Origin of the sequence: Bacteroides sp. AN502(2024) (genome assembly GCF_041227145.1) — a bacterium.
GTDB lineage: Bacteria > Bacteroidota > Bacteroidia > Bacteroidales > Bacteroidaceae > Bacteroides.
Map to the genome: position 1 here is coordinate 368,815 of NZ_JBGFSP010000003.1, position 21,649 is coordinate 390,463.

Genomic DNA, 21,649 nt, shown 5'->3' on the forward strand with positions numbered 1-21,649 from the left:
ATGCGAATAACGATGCTTCGAACACGAATGCGAATGTCGGCTCGCGTCTGGAAATCAAACAATCGGCGTACAGCACAGGGGACGTGTCCCCGGAGCGGTGCCGAGGGAGGCAAGCCCCAGCAAAAGCAATTCATTCCAATGTTGCAAGAATTGGAAAGTTTTGGAAAGCTGAAAAATCACGCGTCGGGTGGAGTTTGGTAGGACGGCAACGTCTCGAAAAAGTCAGGCCCGGAGGAAGGAAGGCCTTTACCTTCCACTATTAAACCAATGACCGAAGCCTATGCGCAGAGAAGGACATATCATGGAGGAGGTCATCGAATACCACAACATGTCGGAGGCATTCGATACCGTGCTGCGCGGCTCCAAACGGAAAAAGTCACGGCAGGGACGTGAGCTGCTTGGAAACAGGGAAAAAGTCATTGCCGAACTTACAGCCGCCTTGGCAGACGGTTCTTTCCGGCTTGGGGGATACCACGAGAGGGACATCGAGGAATACGGCAAGAAACGCCGGCTCCAAATACTCTCCATGAAAGACCGTATCGCGGTGTTCGCCGTGATGAACGTCGTGGACAGACACCTGCAGAAACGGTATATCCGGACCACGGGGGCGAGCATCAAGGGACGCGGCACGCACGACCTGATGAAGTACATACGCACGGACATACAGGGCGATCCCGAAGGCACACGGTACGCCTACAAGTTCGACATCAGGCATTTCTATGACAACGCGCAGCAGGATTTCGTGATGTGGTGCTTCCGCAGGGTGTTCAAGGACGAAAAACTGCTGGCCATACTCGGCAGGTTCGTCACCATGCTGCCAAAGGGCATCAGCTTCGGGCTGAGAAGTTCTCAAGGAGCGGGCAACCTGCTCCTGTCTGTATTTTTAGACCATTACCTGAAAGACAGGTACGGGGTCTGTCATTTCTACCGTTATTGCGATGACGGCCTTGTACTCAGTAGAACGAAAGCGGAACTATGGGTGATTCGTGACATCATCCACGGGCAGATGGAAAAAATCGATCTGGAAGTCAAACCCAACGAAAGGGTGTTCCCCATAGAGGAGGGTATCGACTTTCTCGGATATGTCATCCATCCTGATTATGTAAGACTGCGCAAGCGCATCAAACAGAAATTCGCCCAGAAGATGCACGAGGTAAAATCGAGAAGAAGGAGGCGTGAACTGGTAGCGTCCTTTTACGGGATGGCAAAACACGCCGACTGCAATAAGTTGTTTAACAAATTAACAGGCAAAGAAATGAGATCATTTAAGGATTTGAATGTCGCTTACAAGCCGGAGGACGGCAAGAAGCGATTTCCCGGAACCGTGGTGAGCATCCGGGAACTGGTGAACCTGCCCATCGTGGTAAAGGACTTCGAGACGGGCATAAAGACGGATCAGGGCGATGACCGCTGCATCGTGTCCATCGAGCAGAACGGCGAGCCGAAAAAGTTTTTCACCAACAGCGAGGAGATGAAGAACATCCTCGCACAAGTGAGGGAGATGCCGGACGGGTTCCCGTTCGAGACCACCATCAAGACGGAGACTTTCGGCAAGGGACGCACAAAATACATATTCACATGAGAAGAGTGGAAGGAAACACAGGGGTAAGGCTGCTGGAATGCACAAGCCCCGTAAGGGACAAATGGCGCGTCCGCTGGGACGTGCAAGTGAGGGAGGACGGCTCCGCCTCCTACATGGAAGAAGAATTCGGGCACAAGCCGACTGGCGAGGAAATACGCTCCACGGTCATGGCGTGGTACAACGGAGAAACGGACACAGCCATTCTCTCTGGGTTCCGCTACAATGACGTGCCGGTATGGCTGTCCCAAGAAAACCAGTTCAACTACAAGTCGGCATACGACCTCGCCGTGCAAACCAACGGCGGCACGCTACCCGTAACGTTCAAGTTCGGGACGGACACGGAGCCGCACTACCGCACGTTCGAGACGCTGGAGGAACTGACGGACTTCTACACGAAAGCCATGAGCCACATCCGGACGGCACTCGCTGAAGGGTGGAAGAAGAAAGACGCTTTCGACTTGGAGGTATACCAAGTTGGATAGCTGAAAGAATCCCATTCGGGGGAGGGATAGAAAAAAGCCCCCGGCCTGTTAAATAGTCGTCTCACTTACTATTAAACACAAAATACCACTTACTGGCACGACCGGGGGCATATACCCTCGCCGCCAGTAAGCGGTATTTTTTGTGTGCGCACGTGGCGCATAAATAAGTGAGACGGTACAAAAGTACAAAAATTATTGGAAATGAAAGTGATTGAGATACTGAAATTGAACAGGGAACTGCTGAAAATCTGCATGGACGTGGGTATCCGTGTGGATGACGTGCAATATATCGAGCTGTACAACGACTATAACAGGCTGCTCGCCGATGGAGAAAAAGTGTCATACATTGTAGCCATACTCTCCGAGCGTTATGGGGTATGTGAGCGCAAAGTTTACGCACTCATCAAACGGCTGCAGACCGACTGCAACCTGTGTGCAGTGTAATTGACGTGCAACAACATTATGGAGGAAGTGTCGTGTGCTACCTTTGCACCGTATTCAAAAGTAGCACATTATGAATAAATACTATCAAATCTTAGGCAGGGTGCTCGCATCAGGAAAGACGCAAGCAAACAGGAAAGGGAACATCCGCTACCTCCTGAACGAACGACTCACGCTCACCCCTGCCGACCTCCTCGACATCTTCGAGGGACATCCCATAGCGCGAAAAAAACTCAAAGACGAGCTGCAGCTCTTCATGCAAGGCGAGCGCAACGTGGAGAGATACCGCGAGGCGGGCATCAACTGGTGGGACTACTGCGGTTCCATACTCGTGAACAGTTATCCGACATACCTTGAAAAACTCCCGCCGCTTATCGAACGGATCAACAGGGAAAAACGGAGCAGCAAGAACTACGTGCTGTTCCTTGGCTCGACAGATGCGGAGAGCAATCAGGCGCCGTGCCTGAGCCTCGTGCAGTTCCAGATCGAGCAAGGGGAACTGGTGATGACGGCTTACCAGCGGAGCAGCGATGCCAACCTCGGACTGCCTGCCGACATCTACCATCTCTACCTCATGGCCAGACAGATTGAGCTGCCACTGAAGTCCATCACGCTCAACCTCGGTAACGTGCATATCTACGAGAACAACATCAGCCGGACGGAGCAGCTGCTTGCCGGGAACGGGAACATCAAATTTGAACTGAACGTATGAGCAGAAAGATGTATATGTCCGCACCGCTTCCTTTCGTGGGGCAGAAACGAATGTTCGCCAAGGAGTTTATAAAGGTGTTGGAGCAGTTCCCGAAAAACACGGTGTTCGTGGACCTGTTCGGCGGTTCAGGCCTGCTATCGCACATTGCAAAATGCCAAAAGCCAGACGCTACCGTGGTGTACAACGATTTCGACAACTACCGCCGCAGGTTGGCACATATACCACAGACAAACGACCTTATCGCCGACATCCGCAACATGGTGGGAGATGCTGTACCGCGACACAAGCCAATTATCGGGGAACTTCGGGAGCGTATCTTCAGACGCATCGAACAGGAGGAACGGACGGTCGGATACGTTGATTTTATCACGCTCTCCTCATCGCTCATGTTCTCCATGAAGTACAAACTGTGCGTCACGGAGATGCGAAAGGAAGCCCTCTACAATAATATCAGGAAAGCGGACTACCCGGAATGCACAGATTATCTGGACGGGCTGGAAATCGTGTCGTGCGACTACAAGGAGATATTCGAGAAGTACAAGGATACGCCGGGCGTGGTATTCCTCGTCGACCCGCCATACCTGTCCACTGATGTAGGGACTTACAATATGTATTGGCGTATGTCGGATTATCTCGACGTGCTGAACGTGCTTGCCGGACACTCTTTCGTCTATTTCACCTCGAACAAGTCATCCATCCTCGAGCTGTGTGAATGGATAGGCAAAAACCGGAACATCGGAAACCCCTTCGAGAAATGCATACGTGTGGAATTCAACGCGCACATGAACTACAACGCGTCATACACAGACATGATGCTTTACAAGAAAGAGGCTGTCTGACGGCGTTTCTTTGCCCCCTGTTGGAACGGAAAGCCCCCGGCGGTAACTTGTCCGCCGGGGGCTTTCCGTTCCAACAGGGGGCTATTATTGAAGCCGCTTGATTGCCACGCACGAATAGACCTCGATGTTCTCCACGATGTCCTCATGGTTGTGGTTCGTCTGGCTCTCCACCAAGTCAAACACCTTGAAGGTGTCGCCCTCCATGCAGGACAGCCGTTCATGTATCAACTCCGGCAGGTCGAAGACTTCCAACGCCTCTTCTCGGAACGGGCTGCTCTCGCTTGCCGCGCCTTTCCAGTCCGTAACGATATGCAACTTCACTTCAGGCTCGGCACGGTATTCCACACCGTTCACTATCGCTTTCCAACGTATCGGACAGAACTCCACGAACACCGCCGGGCGTTCCCAGTTCTCCTCCTGCTCGATGAACTCCACGTTGTGGTTCCACAGGTCGATGTGCCTGATGATGCCACCGCCTACCTCCTTCAACTCCTTGCAGAGCAAATTGTACAGTTCCTTTCTCATTTTCGTTTGATGTCAAATTCCACATTAAAATATTCCGTTATGTTCTCCTCGATGATTTCCCTGACCGCCTGCTCCACTTCGGGAGATGTGCCAAGGAACTGCCGCCGGGGGATCTTTATCGTACTGCCTTCCTTCTTCAATGCCATGAACTTCCAAAACTCCGCCTCAGTGGTCAGCTGCACGGTGTGCTTGTCCTTGCGCAACGTCCCGTCCTTCCTGCGCCCGAAAGAGCCGGTAGCTTCGTAGTACTTGTGCCAGAAGTACCGCTTCATCTTCTTCGTCACCTTGATTTCACCGCCCTCGTTATGAATGGCGGCGTAGGGCAAGGTGGTGTAAAAGATGATGCTGTCCTCCGTTGTCCGGCTGCCGATGCTCTTGCGAAGGTTACCAGTATCTATCAGGATGGAACCACCCGGACGGGTCGGACTTTTATGCCGCGCCCACGCCTCGCTGAAAAACGCCTGCCGCTCGAAGTTCCGGTCGAACTCATCGCCCATCTCCACCCTGATGTCCTTCAGTATCCTCCGGATGATTTTCCGCACGTCGTCATTCATAATCCTCGTCATTAAAGAGTAAAAGCTGGCGGATGTCATCATCGTCAGCTATCTTGTTCTTCTCCTCGGCGCTCGCATTAAGGATGTTGTAGAAGGTACGCTCAGTAATGCCGTAAGCAGGATATATGAACCGGCGCCATATCTCGCGGTTGGGTATCCCGCGCCTGACTTCCCGGTCATATATCCTGTTTATCTCCTCCACACGTTTCTTGTAACTTACTCCGCGCCGTTTTGCCATCTGTTATTCCTCCTGTACCTTGGGGTTGTAGGGCCGGATGTCCAGCTCTATGTTCGCGCTCACCGTCACCCGTCCGCTGCCACCGCACTGCGGGCAGGTTTCCACCGCCGTTTCCGTCTTCCTCCTGCCGAAGAACCGGGAGATGGTCTCCACCTCCTTTTGCACGGAGCCTGTGCCGTGACAGGCACGGCACAGGGCTATCTTCGGGGACTTTGTCACGTTCCGCTTCATGCCGCATCCTCCTTTTTCGGTTCGACATAGAAGGTTTCGTCCTGCGATACTTGGATGCCGCACTTGGCCATCTGCGGAACCATATCTTCGGTGTCGCGGTCGGCAAGCAGCTTGTCCTTGGCTATCTCCTCCGTCTGGCGGATATAGCCGGGCAAGAATTCCTTCACCAACTGCAACGCACTTGCCCATGTGAAACCTTTCAGGGTTTTCAGCTTCGGAGTGCCGGTACGGAAACCTATGACACCATGCGCCATCTCAAGGCTCTTCTTCTTGGTGAACAGCTCCGTCTGGTTCTCTGTGGCGTATGCCTGCAGGGTATCAAAGGCTTTTTCCTTCTCGCCCTCTAATTCGGCCAGTTTGTTGGCATACTTCTCGCGAACCTTCGCGCACTGCAGCTCAATGTCCGCCGTGATTTTCGCACTCTGCGCGTCTGCTTTAGCGTAAACTGCAAACGCTTCATCGGCGGCCTCTCTGGTCACGCCGGTGATGATAACTTTCTTTTCTCTTTTTGCCATTGTGATAAATTTTTGATGGTTATTACTCGGGTTGATTATTCGTCTTCGTATTCTTCTGGCCAGCGGCCTTCTTCAATCTCATGCTCAATCTCGTATTCCAGTTCCTCAAGAAACTCTATACAATGACCGTCATGCAACTCGTTGTCCTGTATCTCATGGATTAAGTCCATTACTCTCTTGACTTTGCTTTTCATGCCTCGCCTCCCTGCCCAAAGTTCAACAACATGCAGCCGACCTCCGGACGCGGAGCGGGTTCTGATATTTTCTTCGGCTTCAAGCCACCCTTGCGCTGTATGCTCCGCAACTTCACGGCCAGCTGCTCCAGTTCCTCCGTGGTGATCCGAGCGAAAGGCTTGCCCGCTATCCGGGGATGGCGGCAGAAATCGTTGACGCGCGCCCAGTCGGAGGTGTCGACGCCGAGCTTCTGCATCAGCTTCAGGCAGACACTACGCTGCCGACGCAGTTCATCACGCAACTTCTGCCGCCATTCGTCTTGTCCGGACAGTTTCTCCAACATGGCGCAACACGTTTCATATTCTTTCCGTGTCATCTCCCGGAGGCTGTCGGTGCGGTTCCACGTGTACTGTAACACGATGGACTTCTTGAACTCTTCCCGGTCTCCCTCATAAGGCAACTTATTAAACGAGGTATAAAACCGACCGAAATTGGTTATTTCCTGTGCCATAATCGTTCGTTTTTATATTATTCGAACAACACTTTGATGCCGCATGAACTGGCCACGTCAAGCTCCAGCTTCGCACCCTTGCTCAATTCCCAGTCTCGCAGCATATAGATATACTGGCAATCCAGCAGCAAGGCGATATCCGCCCTCATGTGCTCTCTCCAGTGCGCGTCGTCCGGCAATCCGTTCTTGAACGGGTTGACCGGCTCGAACCCCTTTATGCTTAAGTATCGCTCCGCGTTCAGAAACGCATTCCTGCGCTCCTCCAAATCATAGTGGGCTATCGCCCCGCTGATGTAAACCTTGTCCTTTCCCATTATCCTTTCGTTTTTTGGTATTCTAAATGTCTCCTGTATCGTTCGGGCACCACCACCTCATAATTGCACCGGCGGCAGCATTGCCCATCTTCTTTCACGGGATACGGGTTATAACCGTAGCCTTTTATTTCATTGCCGCAGATGCAGCAGGTCTTTGTCTCACTGTTTTCCATATCGTCACACTATTTCAAATTGTACCTTGAAGCCATACTCCTCGCAAAGCCGCCGTATCTGCACCACGTTCAACGGAACGCCACCGTAAGGATAGAATATTATCCGCTCCTTGGTGGAGCACCGCACACCTTTCCGGCGTAGCTTGTACAGAATGTTCTTGCGTCTCATCTTCCATTTGTTCATATCACAGATTGTTGCTCGTTTGAATGATTCCTTCTTCCCATACCACATAATAGCTTCCTGCCTCACCGATGGCACGTCCTTGACAGTATGCCTTGTAACCCACCACACGTACCTTCATGTCCGCAAGATACTTTGTCTTCATCGCAGGCTTTCCCATCGGCTGGCTCTTATACTCCATACTCACGAAGATGAAGCACTTTTTCGGAAACAGAACCGTCACGAGATCCTCTATCTGTTTGTAGTCCCATTCAGCACGTTGGACAGAATCCACTACCACGAACTTGGGACTTTTCGGACGCTTCAACCGTGCTATCACCTCCTCGTAGGTTTCACCCGCCACCACGCGGAACCGGCCTTGTACCTCGTTCATCTTCAGGTAGCCCATACGACGCTGGAAACTCTGGCTCACGCCTTCCTCGTAGCTCAGGTATAGTACTGTCCCATAGTTACAGAGTTCTTTGCCTAACTGCATCACGAAGCTGCTCTTGCCACTGGCACTGGCCCCGCTGATGAACCACGAGGCGTTATCCGCTGGGAAGCCGAACGGCTTGCTCCATTTCTCACCCCAAGGCAGGGTTTTCCATTTCTTGGCCGCAATATCGCGTGGTGTTAATGCCCGTTTCATAGCTTTTCCTTTTGAAGTTCAGCAATAAGCATATCCGCAAGTTCTACCGCAGCCTCTGCAATGTCATTATAACCTACAGACCCTCCTCGGAGAAGAATATTTCGCGACTCTTTATATGCAACCGGCATCATTTCTTTTGCAATCTCATACCTCCGTTGTTTCCAATCTATCTCATTGGCCTTTTTCATTTCTCGGTGAATACCGATAACGGCATCCATCGCCTGCATTTCTATCTTTGTCATCATTGCGCTGTCATTTTTAGTTTCTCAATCTCGGTATATACTCTTCTCAGCCCGCCGCGTGTCTTGCGCACGATCTGTGCAATGTCCGTCCCTTCCGGGGCGTTGGCCTTGGCAACGATACGCGCCTGCGTGTTTTGAAAAGCCTCACGTTCCCTGCCGTCATCCGGAGTAACCTTGCTGTAGCGGTCACCGTAGCGGCTCAGCATCTCGGTGTAACCCACCTTCTTGCACTCGATGGAGCGGTTTATCTTCTCCTTCAGACCGTCCGCGCCCATCATGTACCATGCACAGCAACGCTCCGTGGCGTTCCACAAGGCTTTCAGCTCAAGGAACGCCTCGTACTGCAGGTCGCCGGCCTCATCGAGAATAATAAGCGGAGTATCCATCGAGCGAAGGTAATAAACAAGGTCATCGTACACATCGTTATACCGGCCACGGCTGTTCACGCCGAATTCGGCGGCGATTTTCCGTACCAGCTTCAACTTGGTCTTCACTTGCGAGCAGTCGATATACACGGCATTCCTGTGGTTCTGCACGTAGTACCGTGCCGTAAATGTCTTGCCGATGTTCGGGATGTCGCACAGGATAGCCGAGAGGCTCGACTGCTGCGAGAACTCCAACTGGGCGGTGATATACTCGAACGTGGCGGTCTTGGCGGCCTTCCACTCCATGTCGGCACGGAGGCTCACGCCCAATCTCCGCGCAATGCTTATCCACGCCCCCTCGCTCAGGGCCTTGTCCGTCTGCCCGTTCTTCACGGCACTGTACACCGAGGTGCTGATGCCAAGGGAGGCGGCGTGTTTCGCATCGCTCGGATAGTTCGCCCGGTTGGCTGCTACCGCCCCCAAAATCTTCTGTTTCTGCGCTTCTGTAATCATAATTCTAACGCTGTTTTAATGTTATTCTAATCGTGTCCTTACATATCCGCGATGCCCCGAAAAGCCTCGCTCACCATAGGTTTCCACTCGTAGGTCTCATCCAGATCATCCTGTTTCGCCACCGGGGGCAATACGAGGCTTTCTGCGGCCTCTTTCTCCGCCGGTTGTATGATTGCCGTACCGACCCTGTCGATGGCGTTGTCGCGGACATATTTGCCGAAACGGCTTATCTTTTTCTGTTGCTCAATATAGTTCACCAAGTCCTCCTCGGTCTGTTCGGCCAGCACCCTGTTATAGGTTTCCACCTTCTCCACCTTGTCGATGAAGCGGTCGCCTTGGAATATGTACACGTCCGTGGGCTTCCCTTCCTCGTCAGGCAAGTAATAGGCTGTCACCTTGTAGTCTCCCGGTTGCAAACGCTCCAGCACTGACGTGTCGCTCAGCCACCAATCCTCGTAATCCACGCGCACCGTCGAGTTGCGCCGTATGCTGGTTTCCACACGCTCGCCGATGAAGCGGCTAAGCGTGAGTTTGTCGTACTTGCGCAGGGTCGGGTTGATGTTTGCCATCAGCACCTGCCAGCGGGTCATGCCCGGATATTTCTTCTGGTTGGGATGCAGGGTGTTGTTCCATTCCGCGTTGTCCCGGCGGTCATCGGCCACCAACTGGTCGTAGCTGAAATACTCCCGGTCTTCGTATGTATCGTTGGACTCGTCGCTGACTTTCCGGTATTCCGTGCGCCACTTGCCCTTGCCGTAGAAACGTCCGATGCCGACATGGTTCTTGTGGATGACGCTTCGCTTCTTCGCGCCGTTCAAGGGCTCGGCATATTTCTCCTGTGAATTCTGAGGAGCGCAGAAGTGGACGAAGTTGAAAGCGACCCCGGCTTGCAGGAAGCCCTCCTTGTACTCGCTCATCAGGTGGTTTTCCACCTCTATGCCCGCAGGAATGCCCCAACCGTTTCGCTCGATGAGCCGGAACATGTCGCGGAAACAGTCCACGACAAGCATCTGGTCTTTCTTGCGCCCGTAGCTCGCGCCGACCACGCACTGGCTCACCACATCGTAGGCATAATAGGCGTGTACCCGCTGCTTGGTGTCCTTCAGCTTGCGTGTCAAGTCCACGTCGTCCATCGTGATCTGCGACAGGGAGAATTCCCCGTTATGGCGGTGGACGTGCGGCATCTGCTCGTGCATGAACGTGGTATAGCTCATCAGAGCGTGCTCGATAAGTAGCTTGTTGCTCGGTTTGTTCAGCACGTTGTTGATGGTGCTCTCGCTCAGTTCCTTCGGAACACCGTTCTTGTCGGTAAAGTCATCCGGATTGAAAATCTCGCCGGTGCTCAAGTCCCATGCCTCGCGTTCGCCGCAGACAAAGGCGATGTACATCTCATGCACGTTGCTGTTGTACGGCTTGTTTTCCTGCGCCGCGAGGCTCAGGATAAGCCGCTCGGTCTTGTAGTCCACCTTCCTCGCGCTTTGGTTGCCGAACTTTCCGCTGATAAGGCATTCATAGCCATACTGCTTGTACTCGTTCACCTTCTTGCGGAAGCGCAAGGTGCTCGCAGGCAGGTCGTGCCCGAACTCCTCGCGCAATGTCTCGATGGTCGTCGCCATCATGTCCCAGTTGTATTTCTCACCCATCAGCTTGCGGTAGTCGCGGCTGCGGCCGTACAGCCTGATGCAGGTGTTCAGCACGGAGGCGTTCACGGCATACTTCCTCGCGAGTTCGGAGGTGGCCTTGTCGCTGTGCTGACGGACAGCCCAGTCCATGAAATAAGCGACCGCAGACTGGTCAAGCTCGTAGTTCGACAATATCCAGCCGCGAAGGAGCACGGCGTTACCGCCGGGATAGGTCTCTTCAACTTTTTCCTTGTAAGCGGAAGGCAGGCTGTCAACAGCAACCAAGGCATATCGTCCAAGCCCTTTGCCTGAACGCACCACATCGATGCGCCCGCGGGCGGACAGCTGCTTGTAATTCGGCAGGGTCATAATGCCGCCGTCCACAAGCTCACGTGCTGATATGCAAAGTTTGTTGCCGTAATACTCCATCACACGCCTCCTTATCTCAATGCCGATGCCCAGTTTTGAATGCTTGGAATTTCTTTTACACAAACATTCTCATAACGACGAACTTTCTTTCCCTTGTGGTAAACATCGCAGCCGCCGTCCTCGCGTGAGAATTCCAGCAACGTGTCGTTGGGCAGATACTGCCGCATGTAACCGTCAGCGTCATGCAGCGTCTCTATTTCTGGTATCTCCACCATGACGATGCCGCCACGGTCCATCGCCAACTTACGGATTTTCTTTGCCAAGTCGGTACCGCCACGGCGGTCATCGAATCTGATGGCGTTGAACACACTCTTCTCGCTAATCCCGAAAGCTTTCATGATGAATTCCCGGTCTTCTTTCGTAATGTGGATGTACTTTTTCATTGCTCACTCATTTTAATGTTAATACTTGTGGAGTGCTGGGAGTCGAACCCAGATGGCCGCAGCCACGCAGTCCGTGCCGCCCCTGTCATATCACTTTGATGCCTCGACTGCTGATATGATGTATTTCTTGTCCTCTTCCCAAAGCGGCAGATCCATGCGCAGCTTCATCAGCGTCACCTCACGCTGCCCGATGAGTTTCACCGCTTCCCTATAAAAATCGGTATCCTCGTAAGCGCAAGCCTTACCGATAAGAAACTCGGCGAGTTCCCACTTTTCATCTTTCACTGTCTTCTTCAGTAAGCTAAGTTCGGCATCCTGTACGCCGACATGCCGCCCGATCTCCTTCAGGCATTGACGCAACTCTATATGGTCGTTGGCACCATCGTAGGCGCACATCGACCGCACTTCCTTGCAGAACTCAGCCTTGCCCATATTCCCGGCTGCCATGTAGAGGTTCTCCACAAACCTGTAATCTTCGTCTGTAATCAATCGCCGTGTAAGCTCTTCAAATTCTTTCTTTGTCATGATCTCACTTATTTTATGGCTATTACTCTGCATTTTCCACTCTGAAAGGAAAGTTCCTATCTGTAAGCACACGCTTTACAAACCCCAAATCGTATCTATCGGCCGGAAAAAACACCGCTTGACAGTCCACTCATGGATAAGCTGTGATGGCTGTTGTCTCTGTTATTTTTCTGACCAGCCCGTTAAGGGATTCCACGGTTCCAGTTGTAGCTTGCGCTATAATCACTTTTGCCTTCATTGTCTCACTTGTTTTATTGTTGTTAATACTCTTTGATTATCGGTTTCAGGCTGCAACCGTAGCAGGTCATCAGACGGTAGATCATGTTCTTCACGTAGGATTCAGGTGCGCTGAACACGATGCCGTCCTCCTCATTGTAGTGGAATGAAACACCGTCCGACATCAGCACGAACGCAACTTTGTGTTTCACGCTCTGGGTTTTCCACTCTTTAATCTCGTCGTTCATTTTCTTTAAGTGCTAAAATTCGTTATTCTCGCGGCTTTTTTGTATCTTTGGCCGCTTGTTCTTTATTGAACACGTTGCAAAGATAGTGATAATTTTCAACCGGTCAAAATATTCGGGGATTATTTTCAATTTTATGGGAACAATTTTATCAAGAATACAAGAAATAGCCACAGAAGAAGGGATAACTATCGGAGCCCTTGAACGCCAAATAGGGGCAAGCAAGGGAGTTTTGTCACGTGCCATAAACAATGGTACAGACATCCAGTCTAAATGGATACAAACAATAGTTGAAAATTATCCCCGTTATTCCCCAAGATGGTTAATGACGGGTAGGGGAGAGATGTTTGATAAAGAACCGACAGCACCCACTAAACAGCAACCGACTATCGCCGATGAACGACCGGTAGCTTCCCCCGCTACAAAGCCGGGCGATGGCATTCCTCTTATTCCCATAGAAGCTATGGCCGGAGCCCTTACAAGTGAGCAGACTGTCCTTGAATATGAATGTGAGCGTTATGTCGTTCCGATGTTTAAGGGCGCAGACTTTCTCATACCTGTAAAGGGATCCAGTATGTACCCCAAATACAGCTCCGGGGACATTGTAGCCTGCCAACGTGTACCAATGTCAGACTTGTTTTTCCAATGGAATAAAGTATATGTCATCGATACAAATCAAGGAGCACTCATTAAACGCATCAAACCGGGAAGCGACAAAGACCACGTTTTAATCGTCTCCGATAACGAGAAATATGACCCATTTGAATTGCCATACTCAGCCATCCATGCCGTCGCGTTAGTTATTGGTGTCATCAGATTAGAATAAAGGCTATCGATTCGTATCCCTTTTCCTCCCCCGAATTATCCCATTTATCGGGTGTTCCCTCCCTCTAAAGCCGAACAAGCCACAAAACCGCCCCATCTACAGGCATTCACAGTGGTTTTTCTCAAAAATATGGCAGTTTTAGAGGGGAGGGGTAAAGCAATGTTTTTTTAATCCATTCCTAAAAAACGGGTGTTATACCCCACAAGCTATTTGTATAGCTCAAAACCAACTCTTGTAACCCTAAACTAAAAAAGATGTATCCCTAAACTGTAACCCTTAATGTAACCCTAATCCCAAAATTGACCATTTTAGGCACAAAAAAAGGGAGGCACAACAACCTCCCGTAAAGACATCGGCAAAACGCCGTTTATATTGCGTTCTAAGCCCGTTGAAACATCAGCCTTCAGAATGGCCGCAGGAACCGCAGGAAATAAGCGTAGATTGCTTTATTATAGCCCTTTTCGTGCATACCGTACCATTGCCGGACAGCCCTGCGTGTAGCAGGTAATTCTTCGTTGCGCCAACCTGTTCAGCCGTCAAAACAGTATAAACCGCTGAAATACTACTGAAATACCAGTCTTTTCGCTTTGTCCCGTCTATTGCGTGCGTCAGATGCACATGTATAACCTTTGCCATATCTTTACCGTTTTATACCGCAAATATACTAAATAATCATTATATAGAATATATTTAGACTTTATTATTTTAAATCGAACAATAAAAAAAGCGGCTCAAACCGCTCCCACTCCCCTACTCTGCCCCATCAGCAAACCACGTAAACCCGATGTAAGCCGAAATAAACAGATCTGCAAACTCTCACAGCCTCAACAAGCCTCACACGTAAACCAAAATTAAACCCACGTAAACATTTCGTTTTGCGCCGCCACTTTTCCAAAATGCGCACAACCATTTGAACATCAAAGGTTTTCGCCACATTACACCCCACCCTACTTTATACGCTTCGTTCTGTGCCCCATACATAATATTAATCATTATGAATATTCTTAATATTTTATTCGTGGATTTACTTTACATAATGACAACTTATCGAGTTCAAGCTCCAATTGCCGGAAATAGTCATCTGTAACAGAAGAAAGATTCATTGGAGAGTGATTTGACGATTTTATAGAGTCTGTTATCTTAAATTCCTTGCATAATGTATCACAATAACCGTGTTCCTTACTTCTTTTAATCGGCATAATTATATTTTCACTCATTGATATTTTACCTTGATATAACGACTTGTGAAAACGCGTAGAATTATATACTATACCTTCATATCGCCCCTCGTATAATCTATTATCTTTTTCCTTAATGATTGAGTGTAACATCATTTGAGGTATTATATACTCTGGCTTAAAAGTATCCAGATTGTCTTTTTTACGAATATAACATGCTATAATGATAGGAAGCAACCTCAGATATTCTTTCGCACTTGTTTCATCTTTACAGTTTCTCCATAATCGTAAATCCATAAGATTGATCGATTGTTCAGCTTCAATTTTGGAAACGCAAAAATCATCAAACGATGGCCTGTCCAACTCTTCCCAACAAGTATATATTGAACGGCACATATATAATGCTGGGAATCCCGGTAAACTGAATCTTCCAGTATTTGCTTTATTTCTTGACTGAAAAGGGACGTGGAACATTTCAAAAGCGAGGAAAGGATTTTTACCATTTACACCAGTTCTCATTCTGTAGTATTTATAGCCTTTCCGAATTTGATAACAACCAAAAATGCAAGTTCGCGCACCGAGTTTTCTTCTTTCTCCGTTCCACCATTTACTAATGGAATAATAGCTGGTAGCCATTGCCCCATTCAGATAATGATTGAGTGCTCTTTTAATGCAGTCGATACAGTTTTTAGTATCTTCAAGAATATCCCTGCTCCATATTGAATAGCCACCTTCTCGAGAGTAGATTGCTTGATTATTTTCTAATAACGCGACATAACAATCAAACAGAGAATAGAGTTCTTTTTGATAATCATCCTCTTTCCTATCCCTTAGCCATCCATCAATCTTTTCCGGTAAAGATTCAATATAAAGTTTGTATGCTTCATCTTGTGGCAATTCATCAAGATTTATTTTACCAATTATTTCCATATTACTCTTTACTCTTTTATCATTATCGTTTTAGCAACAACCCTCATCTCCTTATCCCTACCCCTTCCTTTAGCCAGCCATTTCTGGAAATCAGTCCATTCAAGTTGTCGTGGACGAAGTTCTTCGACAGACTCACTATTTGCTTTCACAAATGTGTTGGGCGAAAAAATGATATAAAGGTCATTACGCTCCTGTCCGACGGAACAAGTCATCACATATTCGTCCACATCGTTGCGCTCTTTGGCAGGAGCATTGCTCTTCGAGAAAAACACATAAGGCGTATCTCGCCGAATACGACATGCAACTTCATCACTCGCCCGATAAGGGAGCAGGCAATAAGCTGTTTGGGCAACGGCATCTACAAGATATACAGTGAGATAACCATCAACAGGGGATTGGAACCGAAGATACAGGTCGTCACCGTCCTTAAATTCGCTGCGCTCACATTGTTCTGTAGTGCCATTGCATAGCACCTGGGCGATTAAGTCTATTTGTGAAGCTGTGATTTCCCGGATTTTACCGTTCACTGTCACCGTCACAACAAGATGATTCTCCTCATAATCTATCTGATACTTTGGCTCGCCGATGGTCTCAATCCACTCACCTTTCACATCAGAGCCTCCAATGGATTGAAAATCCACAACCGAATTTCCATTCTCAGTCCTGATAAAAGTAGTGTTGCTTTGTGAAACGAGCGTGCCAAACTCATCGGCAATGGCTTGTATCTTCGCCCGGTCTAATGCAACCAATTTGGCTTGTTCGACAGTGATATTCTCAGGCGCATGGTAGATGTATTCAGCACACACCCTGACTGTCCGTTGGGCAAGACATCCCACAGACAGCCCTATAAACAGAGCGATAGACAAAAGGCGTCTGGTTCCCATGACCTACCATCCTAAAAGTTCATCCAGCTTATTGTGTAAATCATCTCCTCTTTTCTCCAAATCCTCTTTTACTGCTTTTTTGGCAGCCTTCATTGCCATATCGCTATTATAGGCAATGCGGATTAAGACCTCCTTGTTTTTATTGGAGAGGGTTCGATAGACCTCCATTACGGTAATGGTCCGCCCGATGCTTTGGGAGATAAAGTTTTTCGATGCCATGATGCTACGGGTGACAGACTCCGCTTGTTCCTGCGAAAGCTGTTCATTGGCTACCGTGTTTTCAATCAATGCGGTGACTTCTGTCTGGATTTGCCCGGCAAGATTCTGTTTTGCCAACTCCAAAGCCTGCATTTTGGCCGCATCGTAATTGCTACCTATGCTCATCGCCTCACCCATGATGTATTTGGGCAACATATTTTCATCATACTCATATTGCATCAGATAAGACTTATCAAGTTGTTTCTCTATAGGGAGTGCCCCCGGAACTGTGGTCCATCCTGACTTCTTTAACTGTTTAGCTTCTTTACGGGCGGCTTTTGTCGCCTTGTCGTTTAAAGCGGATTTAGACATTTTTGCTATAGCCTCACGTTCTTTCTTCAAATCTTTGACTGATTGAGAATAAGTAATTCCGCTTGCGAATAAGAAAGCGGTCAATAAGAGTATAAAATTCTTCATAATGTTATATATTTATGTTTATTCTTACCAAGTTGATTTCGACATTTATTATTCACTCTCAATCCATCTCTTAACAGGAGAGGGATTGAATTTGGAATATGTTTAAAATCAGGGTGTGAATTTTCATACAGCAAGTGTTTTCGCTAAACATTTTGTGCTTTTAGACATAATCCGTAAATTTCCTCGTAAAGATTTACTTCTATTTGCAACATTTTACTTATCTTTGTACCATAAATATCTCTCCTGTTAAGAGATACCGTATTTTGCTAAACATATTTCTTACAGATTTTTCAATATCATCTCGTTCTTTGAAGATTTATCTAAATCGTTGGACTTTTCCGTGGCTTCCAAAAGTCCAACGGATAAACTGGTGGCAACTACCATATTTCGCAGCATTTTGCTACGCCCACCGGATACAAACAAAGAGGGCTCACCGGTAAAATCATGTGGTCTTCTTCTCTCCTATTCTTATCTTTGCCTTCAAAAAACTCTTATAACTAGTTACGATACTCTTTTAGTTCTTGCTCGCTTCATACTCCCAGCTGACCTATTGGAGTGTTTTGATATTGTTAAAATAGAGAACACAGCTGAAATGATAACCATTCATTTAGATGAGCTGTGCCTTGAAACACAGCGTTTACGCCTTAAAAGTGTTTTTACGCCTTGTCTTATACGGATTTAGGTTGACACCTTTTTAGAGACATAAAAAAAGAAAAATTATGTCTAAATTATCTCGTAAGATTTATTCTGAGACTTTCAAATTGGAAGTTCTCCGTGATTACTTCAGTAGCGGTTTGTCAATGTTTGCTACTGCCAAGAAATGGGGTTTACCCAACCATACTTATATTCTGCGTTGGCAAAAGTGTTATGCAATTGATTCGGATTCCTTATCTTTGTCCCCCGAACTTCTGTCAGATCTTCAAATGAAAAAGAATCCAAAATCAAAATCTAAAGAAGAACTTCTTGAAGCGGAAAATTTGCGTCTGAGAAAGGCTTTGGAACTTGAAAAACTTCGTTCCCATGCCTTTGAAAGACTGATTGAACTCACAGAAAGAGAAGAAGGGATTTCCATCTTAAAAAAAGATGGTGCCAAATAGTCACCGGCCTTCGTGAAGAGTTTCCTCACATCAGTGTGAAAACCCTTTGCGGACTGTTTGGCATGTCTTCCCAGGCCTATTACAAAAAGAAAAAAAATCTTTTGTCGCGTCATCAGATCAGAACAGCCATCTTGGATGCCGTCTTCTTCTACCGCTCAAAGGCTCCGGGCATCGGTGGTTTGAAATTATACCATGAGCTCCGCTCCCTTTATGGAAGCGAGATAACCGGAGGGCGGGATGCCTTCCTTCATCTGCTGCGTTCGGAACGCCTTATGCTGCCCCCGAAGAAACCCAGGCATACGACGGACTCCCACCATCTTTACAAGAAGTATCCGAATCTGATCAAGGGGGTAACGGCACAATACCCGAACCATATCTGGGTATGTGACATCACTTACATCTGGATTGAAGGTGGCGTATGCTACCTCCATCTTGTAACGGACATGTACTCACATGCCGTTTTAGGATGGGTGCTCTCTCCCAGTTTGCATGCCGAATATACGCTACAGGCACTGGAACAGGCCATCAATGAGGCTGGAGGTGGCAATCTTTGCGGCACAATCCACCATTCCGACCGGGGGGTACAGTATGCCTGCGATGCCTATATCGACACACTGGTCACTCATCATATACGTGTGAGCATGACTGAAGATTACAACCCGACGGACAATGCGGTAGCAGAAAGGATGAATGGCATCCTGAAAACGGAATGGATATACGGCATGTCGCTGTTCAGGGATAAAGAGATGGCACGGGAGCAGATTACGCGAATGATTGACTTCTATAATAATGGACGACCGCATATGAGCATAGGTATGAAAAAACCCATGGACGTATATCATGGAGAGGTGCCGGGAAAATCATTGTGGAAAAAATAAGGTTCCATATGATAAATAAATACTATATTTGCGATACCGAGAACCCGGGACATGACGGTTTAAGCCATTGTCTCACAAAAGCCAATAGGGTGTCGAACCCTATTGACTTTTACCGAGAGCCCGAGCACACTCAGATTTGTCCATTGTTTTTACGTATGACAACTATCTTAGGAGCAAAGGGAAGAAACTAACAACTGTTTTAGTTATGAATAACAGAATGTGACAACTTATTTAGTAACTAGCCTCTAAAAGTGACAACCATTTCTAGTATAAGTCATTTCAAGATGTTTCAATTGCTTGAAACACTTTGTTTCAAGGCGCTGAACACTTTGTTTCAAGGCGCTGAACACTTTGTTCCAAGGCACGAAAACACTTTGTTCCAAGCCGCAAAACACTTTGTTTCAAGCCGCAAAACACTTTGTTTCAAGGCATGTACTGATAAATATACCCATTTTTAGGTATTGTTCTAAGAAAACACCTGTTGTACCTTTACACCTGAAAATAATAAAATTCTTAAAGAAAATGAAAAGAAACAATTTACATGTCGGTTTGATGGTATTCGCAATACTGCTGGCAGGGGTATCGTGCAGCGATGAAGACAACACCCCTTCATACAGCACGGGTGCCGTGCAGAATACAGAATTGAAAACCATTCTTATTCAAAGAGGTTACACATTTAATGAGAACGGCAATCTGTTGCTTGATGATTTGGCTAACAATACAACAACGCTTGACCTCTCCGGAACGCAGATTTCCACAGATGCACTGGCAGCACTTTCCATGTTCCCCAACCTGACTGATGTGGATTTGTCGGATAACGGATATGGACCAATAATAGACCTGTCCCTCCTGCCCAAACAGATTACAGGTATTGACCTGCGAGGTAACAAGATATACGATTTTGACGGTTTGGTGAACGCTTCCGTTGTAAACGATGAAGTGCAAACTACTATACTGCATAACTTCACCAAACTCTACTTGCCGGAAACAGCCAAATGGAATGTGGAAGACCTAATGCCTTTTTATACCAAAAATCAAGCGAACGGTACGAACGTAGATATGCAAATGGTAGATAAAGACGGAAACTTGCAGGTATATAATACTTTGAGAGAAATCCCTGACAAAGCTTTCCGTGACTATTTGAAGTCACTGTACAGTAGCTTATTCCCGAATGATGGTACTCAAATAGATATTAGCAGACCAATGCAAATTAGCGAGGGAGGAAGTCCTATAGATCTTTATTGGGGTAATGCTAATATTGTGTCAGCAGAAGGTATTGAATATTTTATTAATAATCCTTATTATAAAGATTTTGCGGTATCCATAACGATGATGACGGAAACTCCATATAGTGTGGGGTATTTAATGCCTGGTGCTAATATTAAAGGATTGGTTTTAGTCAATATAAATACGCCGGAGGGGATAAACTTATCAAAAGCTTCAAAATTGGCCTATATAGGGTTCGTCGGAAATCAAAGTTTGACTTCATTAGACCTGTCTAACACACTGTTCATGCAGCAAAATATAGAAGATTTTGACCAAACATATATGAATGCTTTCATGTGTATAAGTTGTAAATCGCTAACACAAGTCAAATTACCTTCTAATAATAAGGGGCTTACTGTGCTATTGCAACTTACAGACCTCCCTGCATTAGAAAGTGTAGATTTAAGCAGTTTAGTAGGAGTTCAAAATTTGGCTTTACTGAATCTTCCTAAGTGTTCCATTATTTATCCTAAAAATTTGCAGTATGCAGTTAATGCAGCGTATAAAAAATCGGATGCTTTTACTGAAGGCGGTCAAGTAGAATTAGCTGTATCACAGGATATCCTTGATATGGATGAAACGGTATCGTTTATCAAAAAATATAGAGATTATTTGACAGACGGCTTTATTTCATACTCAGATTATGGTGCCATACGTTGGAGCAAAAAGATTAAATAAATATTCATTTGATTTAAAAGTATGAGAAAACAAATTATTCTTGGAATCGCATTGCTGGGAATGGGAGCCTTTTCAAACAGTGTAAGTGCTAATAGCTTTGTTGAAAACAACATATTTAAAACATCTCTCTATGCAGAAAATTTGGCGGGATATTATGAGGGTTCGTTAACTTATGTCTATATGAACGGTGAGAAAGACCCTGTTTCAAACATTACATCTAATGTAACGGACAACGGTAACGGCACAGTGAACATTCATATTGATGGATTTAAAATAGGTTCGATGCCGGGCAGTATTACTGTAGATGCAATGGACATAACTGTTCCTGCGAATGGTAATTTCAATGAAACTTGCAGAAAAGCAGTAAAATTGAAAATTGGTTTTATTCCTTTGACATATAATGCCTTAGTCAGTGGTAGTTTCTCTGGTGACCATTTGAACTATACCATAACGGTTAATGCAAAATATTCAAGTGCACCGTTCACCGCTATTGTGACATTTGATGGAGACAAAGTTTCAACTGGTCTCTAAATATTAATTAAAGAACTCTCTCATATCCATCTTCGGTTGAAGATGTGAGAGGGTTCTTTGTCTATT

Annotated in this window: 31 protein-coding genes; 10 read left to right on the forward strand and 21 right to left on the reverse strand. The window is 47.3% G+C overall.

Annotation, left to right across the window (positions count from 1 at the left end):
* Positions 1 to 280 precede the first annotated feature (280 nt).
* The 5 genes from AB9N12_RS01500 to AB9N12_RS01520 all read left to right on the forward strand — a co-directional run bounded on the left by AB9N12_RS01500 (position 281) and on the right by AB9N12_RS01520 (position 4,056).
* Entirely contained in the window at positions 281 to 1,582 is a 1,302-nt protein-coding gene (locus AB9N12_RS01500) for a reverse transcriptase domain-containing protein (protein ID WP_369889170.1), read from the forward strand.
* Positions 1,579 to 2,064: a hypothetical protein gene (locus AB9N12_RS01505; protein ID WP_369889171.1), complete on the forward strand. Its 486-nt coding sequence runs from the start codon at positions 1,579 to 1,581 to the stop codon at positions 2,062 to 2,064. Before AB9N12_RS01500 ends, AB9N12_RS01505 begins: the two co-directional genes overlap by 4 nt.
* Positions 2,065 to 2,265: 201 nt before the next feature.
* Positions 2,266 to 2,508: a hypothetical protein gene (locus AB9N12_RS01510; RefSeq protein WP_369889172.1), complete on the forward strand. Its 243-nt coding sequence runs from the start codon at positions 2,266 to 2,268 to the stop codon at positions 2,506 to 2,508.
* A 70-nt stretch (positions 2,509 to 2,578) separates the two neighbouring features.
* Positions 2,579 to 3,217: a thymidylate synthase gene (locus AB9N12_RS01515; protein WP_369889173.1), complete on the forward strand. Its 639-nt coding sequence runs from the start codon at positions 2,579 to 2,581 to the stop codon at positions 3,215 to 3,217.
* A complete protein-coding gene (locus tag AB9N12_RS01520; protein WP_369889174.1) occupies positions 3,214 to 4,056 on the forward strand; it encodes a DNA adenine methylase in 843 nt (280 codons plus the stop codon). Before AB9N12_RS01515 ends, AB9N12_RS01520 begins: the two co-directional genes overlap by 4 nt.
* Positions 4,057 to 4,140: 84 nt before the next feature.
* Here AB9N12_RS01520 and AB9N12_RS01525 read toward each other — a convergent pair whose 3' ends face one another.
* The 17 genes from AB9N12_RS01525 to AB9N12_RS01605 form a co-directional block, all read right to left on the reverse strand.
* Entirely contained in the window at positions 4,141 to 4,581 is a 441-nt protein-coding gene (locus AB9N12_RS01525; RefSeq protein ID WP_369889175.1) for a hypothetical protein, read from the reverse strand.
* Positions 4,578 to 5,135 carry a phage virion morphogenesis protein gene (locus tag AB9N12_RS01530; RefSeq protein ID WP_369889176.1) on the reverse strand — a complete coding sequence of 186 codons (558 nt, stop codon included), beginning with the start codon at positions 5,133 to 5,135 and terminating at the stop codon, positions 4,578 to 4,580. Before AB9N12_RS01530 ends, AB9N12_RS01525 begins: the two co-directional genes overlap by 4 nt.
* Positions 5,128 to 5,373, reverse strand: coding sequence for a hypothetical protein (locus AB9N12_RS01535; RefSeq protein ID WP_369889177.1), 246 nt, complete (start codon positions 5,371 to 5,373; stop codon positions 5,128 to 5,130). The genes AB9N12_RS01530 and AB9N12_RS01535 overlap by 8 nt, the downstream gene beginning before the upstream one ends.
* Before the next feature lie 3 nt (positions 5,374 to 5,376).
* A complete protein-coding gene (locus AB9N12_RS01540) occupies positions 5,377 to 5,604 on the reverse strand; it encodes a molecular chaperone DnaJ (RefSeq protein WP_369889178.1) in 228 nt (75 codons plus the stop codon).
* A complete protein-coding gene (locus tag AB9N12_RS01545; protein ID WP_369889179.1) occupies positions 5,601 to 6,119 on the reverse strand; it encodes a host-nuclease inhibitor Gam family protein in 519 nt (172 codons plus the stop codon). Before AB9N12_RS01545 ends, AB9N12_RS01540 begins: the two co-directional genes overlap by 4 nt.
* Before the next feature lie 35 nt (positions 6,120 to 6,154).
* A complete protein-coding gene (locus AB9N12_RS01550; protein ID WP_369889180.1) occupies positions 6,155 to 6,289 on the reverse strand; it encodes a hypothetical protein in 135 nt (44 codons plus the stop codon).
* 20 nt (positions 6,290 to 6,309) lie between these two features.
* Entirely contained in the window at positions 6,310 to 6,804 is a 495-nt protein-coding gene (locus tag AB9N12_RS01555; RefSeq protein WP_369889181.1) for a hypothetical protein, read from the reverse strand.
* A gap of 17 nt (positions 6,805 to 6,821) precedes the next feature.
* Entirely contained in the window at positions 6,822 to 7,118 is a 297-nt protein-coding gene (locus tag AB9N12_RS01560; RefSeq protein ID WP_369889182.1) for a DUF4406 domain-containing protein, read from the reverse strand.
* On the reverse strand, positions 7,118 to 7,291 hold the full coding sequence (locus AB9N12_RS01565) for a hypothetical protein (RefSeq protein WP_369889183.1): 174 nt from the start codon (positions 7,289 to 7,291) through the stop codon (positions 7,118 to 7,120). Before AB9N12_RS01565 ends, AB9N12_RS01560 begins: the two co-directional genes overlap by 1 nt.
* Positions 7,292 to 7,295: 4 nt before the next feature.
* Entirely contained in the window at positions 7,296 to 7,475 is a 180-nt protein-coding gene (locus AB9N12_RS01570) for a hypothetical protein (protein ID WP_369889184.1), read from the reverse strand.
* Position 7,476: 1 nt separating this feature from the next.
* Positions 7,477 to 8,100 carry an AAA family ATPase gene (locus AB9N12_RS01575; protein ID WP_369889185.1) on the reverse strand — a complete coding sequence of 208 codons (624 nt, stop codon included), beginning with the start codon at positions 8,098 to 8,100 and terminating at the stop codon, positions 7,477 to 7,479.
* Positions 8,097 to 8,345, reverse strand: coding sequence for a hypothetical protein (locus AB9N12_RS01580; RefSeq protein WP_369889186.1), 249 nt, complete (start codon positions 8,343 to 8,345; stop codon positions 8,097 to 8,099). The genes AB9N12_RS01575 and AB9N12_RS01580 overlap by 4 nt, the downstream gene beginning before the upstream one ends.
* Positions 8,342 to 9,220, reverse strand: coding sequence for an AAA family ATPase (locus AB9N12_RS01585; protein ID WP_369889187.1), 879 nt, complete (start codon positions 9,218 to 9,220; stop codon positions 8,342 to 8,344). The genes AB9N12_RS01580 and AB9N12_RS01585 overlap by 4 nt, the downstream gene beginning before the upstream one ends.
* Before the next feature lie 38 nt (positions 9,221 to 9,258).
* Positions 9,259 to 11,274 carry a hypothetical protein gene (locus AB9N12_RS01590; RefSeq protein WP_369889188.1) on the reverse strand — a complete coding sequence of 672 codons (2,016 nt, stop codon included), beginning with the start codon at positions 11,272 to 11,274 and terminating at the stop codon, positions 9,259 to 9,261.
* 8 nt (positions 11,275 to 11,282) lie between these two features.
* The gene (locus AB9N12_RS01595; protein ID WP_369889189.1) at positions 11,283 to 11,654 is read right to left on the reverse strand and encodes a hypothetical protein; all 372 of its coding nucleotides are present in this window, start codon (positions 11,652 to 11,654) and stop codon (positions 11,283 to 11,285) included.
* Between the two features lie 90 nt (positions 11,655 to 11,744).
* Entirely contained in the window at positions 11,745 to 12,212 is a 468-nt protein-coding gene (locus AB9N12_RS01600) for a hypothetical protein (RefSeq protein WP_369889190.1), read from the reverse strand.
* 227 nt (positions 12,213 to 12,439) lie between these two features.
* A complete protein-coding gene (locus tag AB9N12_RS01605; RefSeq protein ID WP_369889191.1) occupies positions 12,440 to 12,643 on the reverse strand; it encodes a hypothetical protein in 204 nt (67 codons plus the stop codon).
* A 133-nt stretch (positions 12,644 to 12,776) separates the two neighbouring features.
* On the opposite strand from AB9N12_RS01605, the gene AB9N12_RS01610 reads away from it, so the two are divergent.
* Positions 12,777 to 13,466 (forward strand): S24 family peptidase, encoded by a 690-nt coding sequence (locus AB9N12_RS01610; RefSeq protein WP_369889192.1) that lies wholly within the window; start codon positions 12,777 to 12,779, stop codon positions 13,464 to 13,466.
* 396 nt (positions 13,467 to 13,862) lie between these two features.
* Here the strand turns inward: AB9N12_RS01610 and AB9N12_RS01615 are convergent, their stop codons facing one another.
* From AB9N12_RS01615 to AB9N12_RS01630, 4 genes are all read right to left on the reverse strand, one after another.
* Positions 13,863 to 14,102 (reverse strand): hypothetical protein, encoded by a 240-nt coding sequence (locus AB9N12_RS01615; RefSeq protein WP_369889193.1) that lies wholly within the window; start codon positions 14,100 to 14,102, stop codon positions 13,863 to 13,865.
* Positions 14,103 to 14,470: 368 nt separating this feature from the next.
* Positions 14,471 to 15,574, reverse strand: a complete 1,104-nt coding sequence (locus AB9N12_RS01620; RefSeq protein ID WP_369889194.1) for a hypothetical protein — start codon at positions 15,572 to 15,574, stop codon at positions 14,471 to 14,473.
* A gap of 8 nt (positions 15,575 to 15,582) precedes the next feature.
* On the reverse strand, positions 15,583 to 16,458 hold the full coding sequence (locus AB9N12_RS01625) for a DUF4384 domain-containing protein (RefSeq protein WP_369889195.1): 876 nt from the start codon (positions 16,456 to 16,458) through the stop codon (positions 15,583 to 15,585).
* Between the two features lie 3 nt (positions 16,459 to 16,461).
* Positions 16,462 to 17,133 carry a hypothetical protein gene (locus tag AB9N12_RS01630; protein WP_369889196.1) on the reverse strand — a complete coding sequence of 224 codons (672 nt, stop codon included), beginning with the start codon at positions 17,131 to 17,133 and terminating at the stop codon, positions 16,462 to 16,464.
* A gap of 719 nt (positions 17,134 to 17,852) precedes the next feature.
* Between AB9N12_RS01630 and AB9N12_RS01635 the strand changes: the two genes are divergently transcribed.
* From AB9N12_RS01635 to AB9N12_RS01650, 4 genes are all read left to right on the forward strand, one after another.
* Positions 17,853 to 18,230, forward strand: coding sequence for a hypothetical protein (locus AB9N12_RS01635; protein ID WP_369889012.1), 378 nt, complete (start codon positions 17,853 to 17,855; stop codon positions 18,228 to 18,230).
* 35 nt (positions 18,231 to 18,265) lie between these two features.
* The gene (locus AB9N12_RS01640) at positions 18,266 to 19,108 is read left to right on the forward strand and encodes an IS3 family transposase (RefSeq protein ID WP_369889013.1); all 843 of its coding nucleotides are present in this window, start codon (positions 18,266 to 18,268) and stop codon (positions 19,106 to 19,108) included.
* Positions 19,109 to 19,504: 396 nt separating this feature from the next.
* Positions 19,505 to 21,052: a hypothetical protein gene (locus AB9N12_RS01645; protein WP_369889197.1), complete on the forward strand. Its 1,548-nt coding sequence runs from the start codon at positions 19,505 to 19,507 to the stop codon at positions 21,050 to 21,052.
* Positions 21,053 to 21,073: 21 nt separating this feature from the next.
* Positions 21,074 to 21,583, forward strand: a complete 510-nt coding sequence (locus AB9N12_RS01650) for a calycin-like domain-containing protein (protein WP_369889199.1) — start codon at positions 21,074 to 21,076, stop codon at positions 21,581 to 21,583.
* Positions 21,584 to 21,649: the final 66 nt, after the last annotated feature.

Excerpts from the sequence above, each read along its gene's own strand:
- AB9N12_RS01620 (WP_369889194.1), bottom strand. The coding sequence starts at position 15,574 with ATGGAAATAATTGGTAAAATAAATCTTGATGAATTGCCACAAGATGAA.
- AB9N12_RS01565 (WP_369889183.1), bottom strand. The coding sequence starts at position 7,291 with ATGGAAAACAGTGAGACAAAGACCTGCTGCATCTGCGGCAATGAAATA.
- AB9N12_RS01600 (WP_369889190.1), bottom strand. The coding sequence starts at position 12,212 with ATGCAGAGTAATAGCCATAAAATAAGTGAGATCATGACAAAGAAAGAA.
- AB9N12_RS01625 (WP_369889195.1), bottom strand. The coding sequence starts at position 16,458 with ATGGGAACCAGACGCCTTTTGTCTATCGCTCTGTTTATAGGGCTGTCT.
- AB9N12_RS01550 (WP_369889180.1), bottom strand. The coding sequence starts at position 6,289 with ATGGACTTAATCCATGAGATACAGGACAACGAGTTGCATGACGGTCAT.
- AB9N12_RS01630 (WP_369889196.1), bottom strand. The coding sequence starts at position 17,133 with ATGAAGAATTTTATACTCTTATTGACCGCTTTCTTATTCGCAAGCGGA.
- AB9N12_RS01515 (WP_369889173.1), top strand. The coding sequence starts at position 2,579 with ATGAATAAATACTATCAAATCTTAGGCAGGGTGCTCGCATCAGGAAAG.
- AB9N12_RS01635 (WP_369889012.1), top strand. The coding sequence starts at position 17,853 with ATGTCTAAATTATCTCGTAAGATTTATTCTGAGACTTTCAAATTGGAA.
- AB9N12_RS01555 (WP_369889181.1), bottom strand. The coding sequence starts at position 6,804 with ATGGCACAGGAAATAACCAATTTCGGTCGGTTTTATACCTCGTTTAAT.
- AB9N12_RS01545 (WP_369889179.1), bottom strand. The coding sequence starts at position 6,119 with ATGGCAAAAAGAGAAAAGAAAGTTATCATCACCGGCGTGACCAGAGAG.
- AB9N12_RS01500 (WP_369889170.1), top strand. The coding sequence starts at position 281 with ATGCGCAGAGAAGGACATATCATGGAGGAGGTCATCGAATACCACAAC.
- AB9N12_RS01540 (WP_369889178.1), bottom strand. The coding sequence starts at position 5,604 with ATGAAGCGGAACGTGACAAAGTCCCCGAAGATAGCCCTGTGCCGTGCC.
- AB9N12_RS01525 (WP_369889175.1), bottom strand. The coding sequence starts at position 4,581 with ATGAGAAAGGAACTGTACAATTTGCTCTGCAAGGAGTTGAAGGAGGTA.
- AB9N12_RS01585 (WP_369889187.1), bottom strand. The coding sequence starts at position 9,220 with ATGATTACAGAAGCGCAGAAACAGAAGATTTTGGGGGCGGTAGCAGCC.
- AB9N12_RS01595 (WP_369889189.1), bottom strand. The coding sequence starts at position 11,654 with ATGAAAAAGTACATCCACATTACGAAAGAAGACCGGGAATTCATCATG.
- AB9N12_RS01610 (WP_369889192.1), top strand. The coding sequence starts at position 12,777 with ATGGGAACAATTTTATCAAGAATACAAGAAATAGCCACAGAAGAAGGG.
- AB9N12_RS01570 (WP_369889184.1), bottom strand. The coding sequence starts at position 7,475 with ATGAACAAATGGAAGATGAGACGCAAGAACATTCTGTACAAGCTACGC.
- AB9N12_RS01560 (WP_369889182.1), bottom strand. The coding sequence starts at position 7,118 with ATGGGAAAGGACAAGGTTTACATCAGCGGGGCGATAGCCCACTATGAT.
- AB9N12_RS01535 (WP_369889177.1), bottom strand. The coding sequence starts at position 5,373 with ATGGCAAAACGGCGCGGAGTAAGTTACAAGAAACGTGTGGAGGAGATA.
- AB9N12_RS01510 (WP_369889172.1), top strand. The coding sequence starts at position 2,266 with ATGAAAGTGATTGAGATACTGAAATTGAACAGGGAACTGCTGAAAATC.
- AB9N12_RS01575 (WP_369889185.1), bottom strand. The coding sequence starts at position 8,100 with ATGAAACGGGCATTAACACCACGCGATATTGCGGCCAAGAAATGGAAA.
- AB9N12_RS01530 (WP_369889176.1), bottom strand. The coding sequence starts at position 5,135 with ATGAATGACGACGTGCGGAAAATCATCCGGAGGATACTGAAGGACATC.
- AB9N12_RS01580 (WP_369889186.1), bottom strand. The coding sequence starts at position 8,345 with ATGATGACAAAGATAGAAATGCAGGCGATGGATGCCGTTATCGGTATT.
- AB9N12_RS01520 (WP_369889174.1), top strand. The coding sequence starts at position 3,214 with ATGAGCAGAAAGATGTATATGTCCGCACCGCTTCCTTTCGTGGGGCAG.
- AB9N12_RS01650 (WP_369889199.1), top strand. The coding sequence starts at position 21,074 with ATGAGAAAACAAATTATTCTTGGAATCGCATTGCTGGGAATGGGAGCC.
- AB9N12_RS01605 (WP_369889191.1), bottom strand. The coding sequence starts at position 12,643 with ATGAACGACGAGATTAAAGAGTGGAAAACCCAGAGCGTGAAACACAAA.
- AB9N12_RS01615 (WP_369889193.1), bottom strand. The coding sequence starts at position 14,102 with ATGGCAAAGGTTATACATGTGCATCTGACGCACGCAATAGACGGGACA.
- AB9N12_RS01505 (WP_369889171.1), top strand. The coding sequence starts at position 1,579 with ATGAGAAGAGTGGAAGGAAACACAGGGGTAAGGCTGCTGGAATGCACA.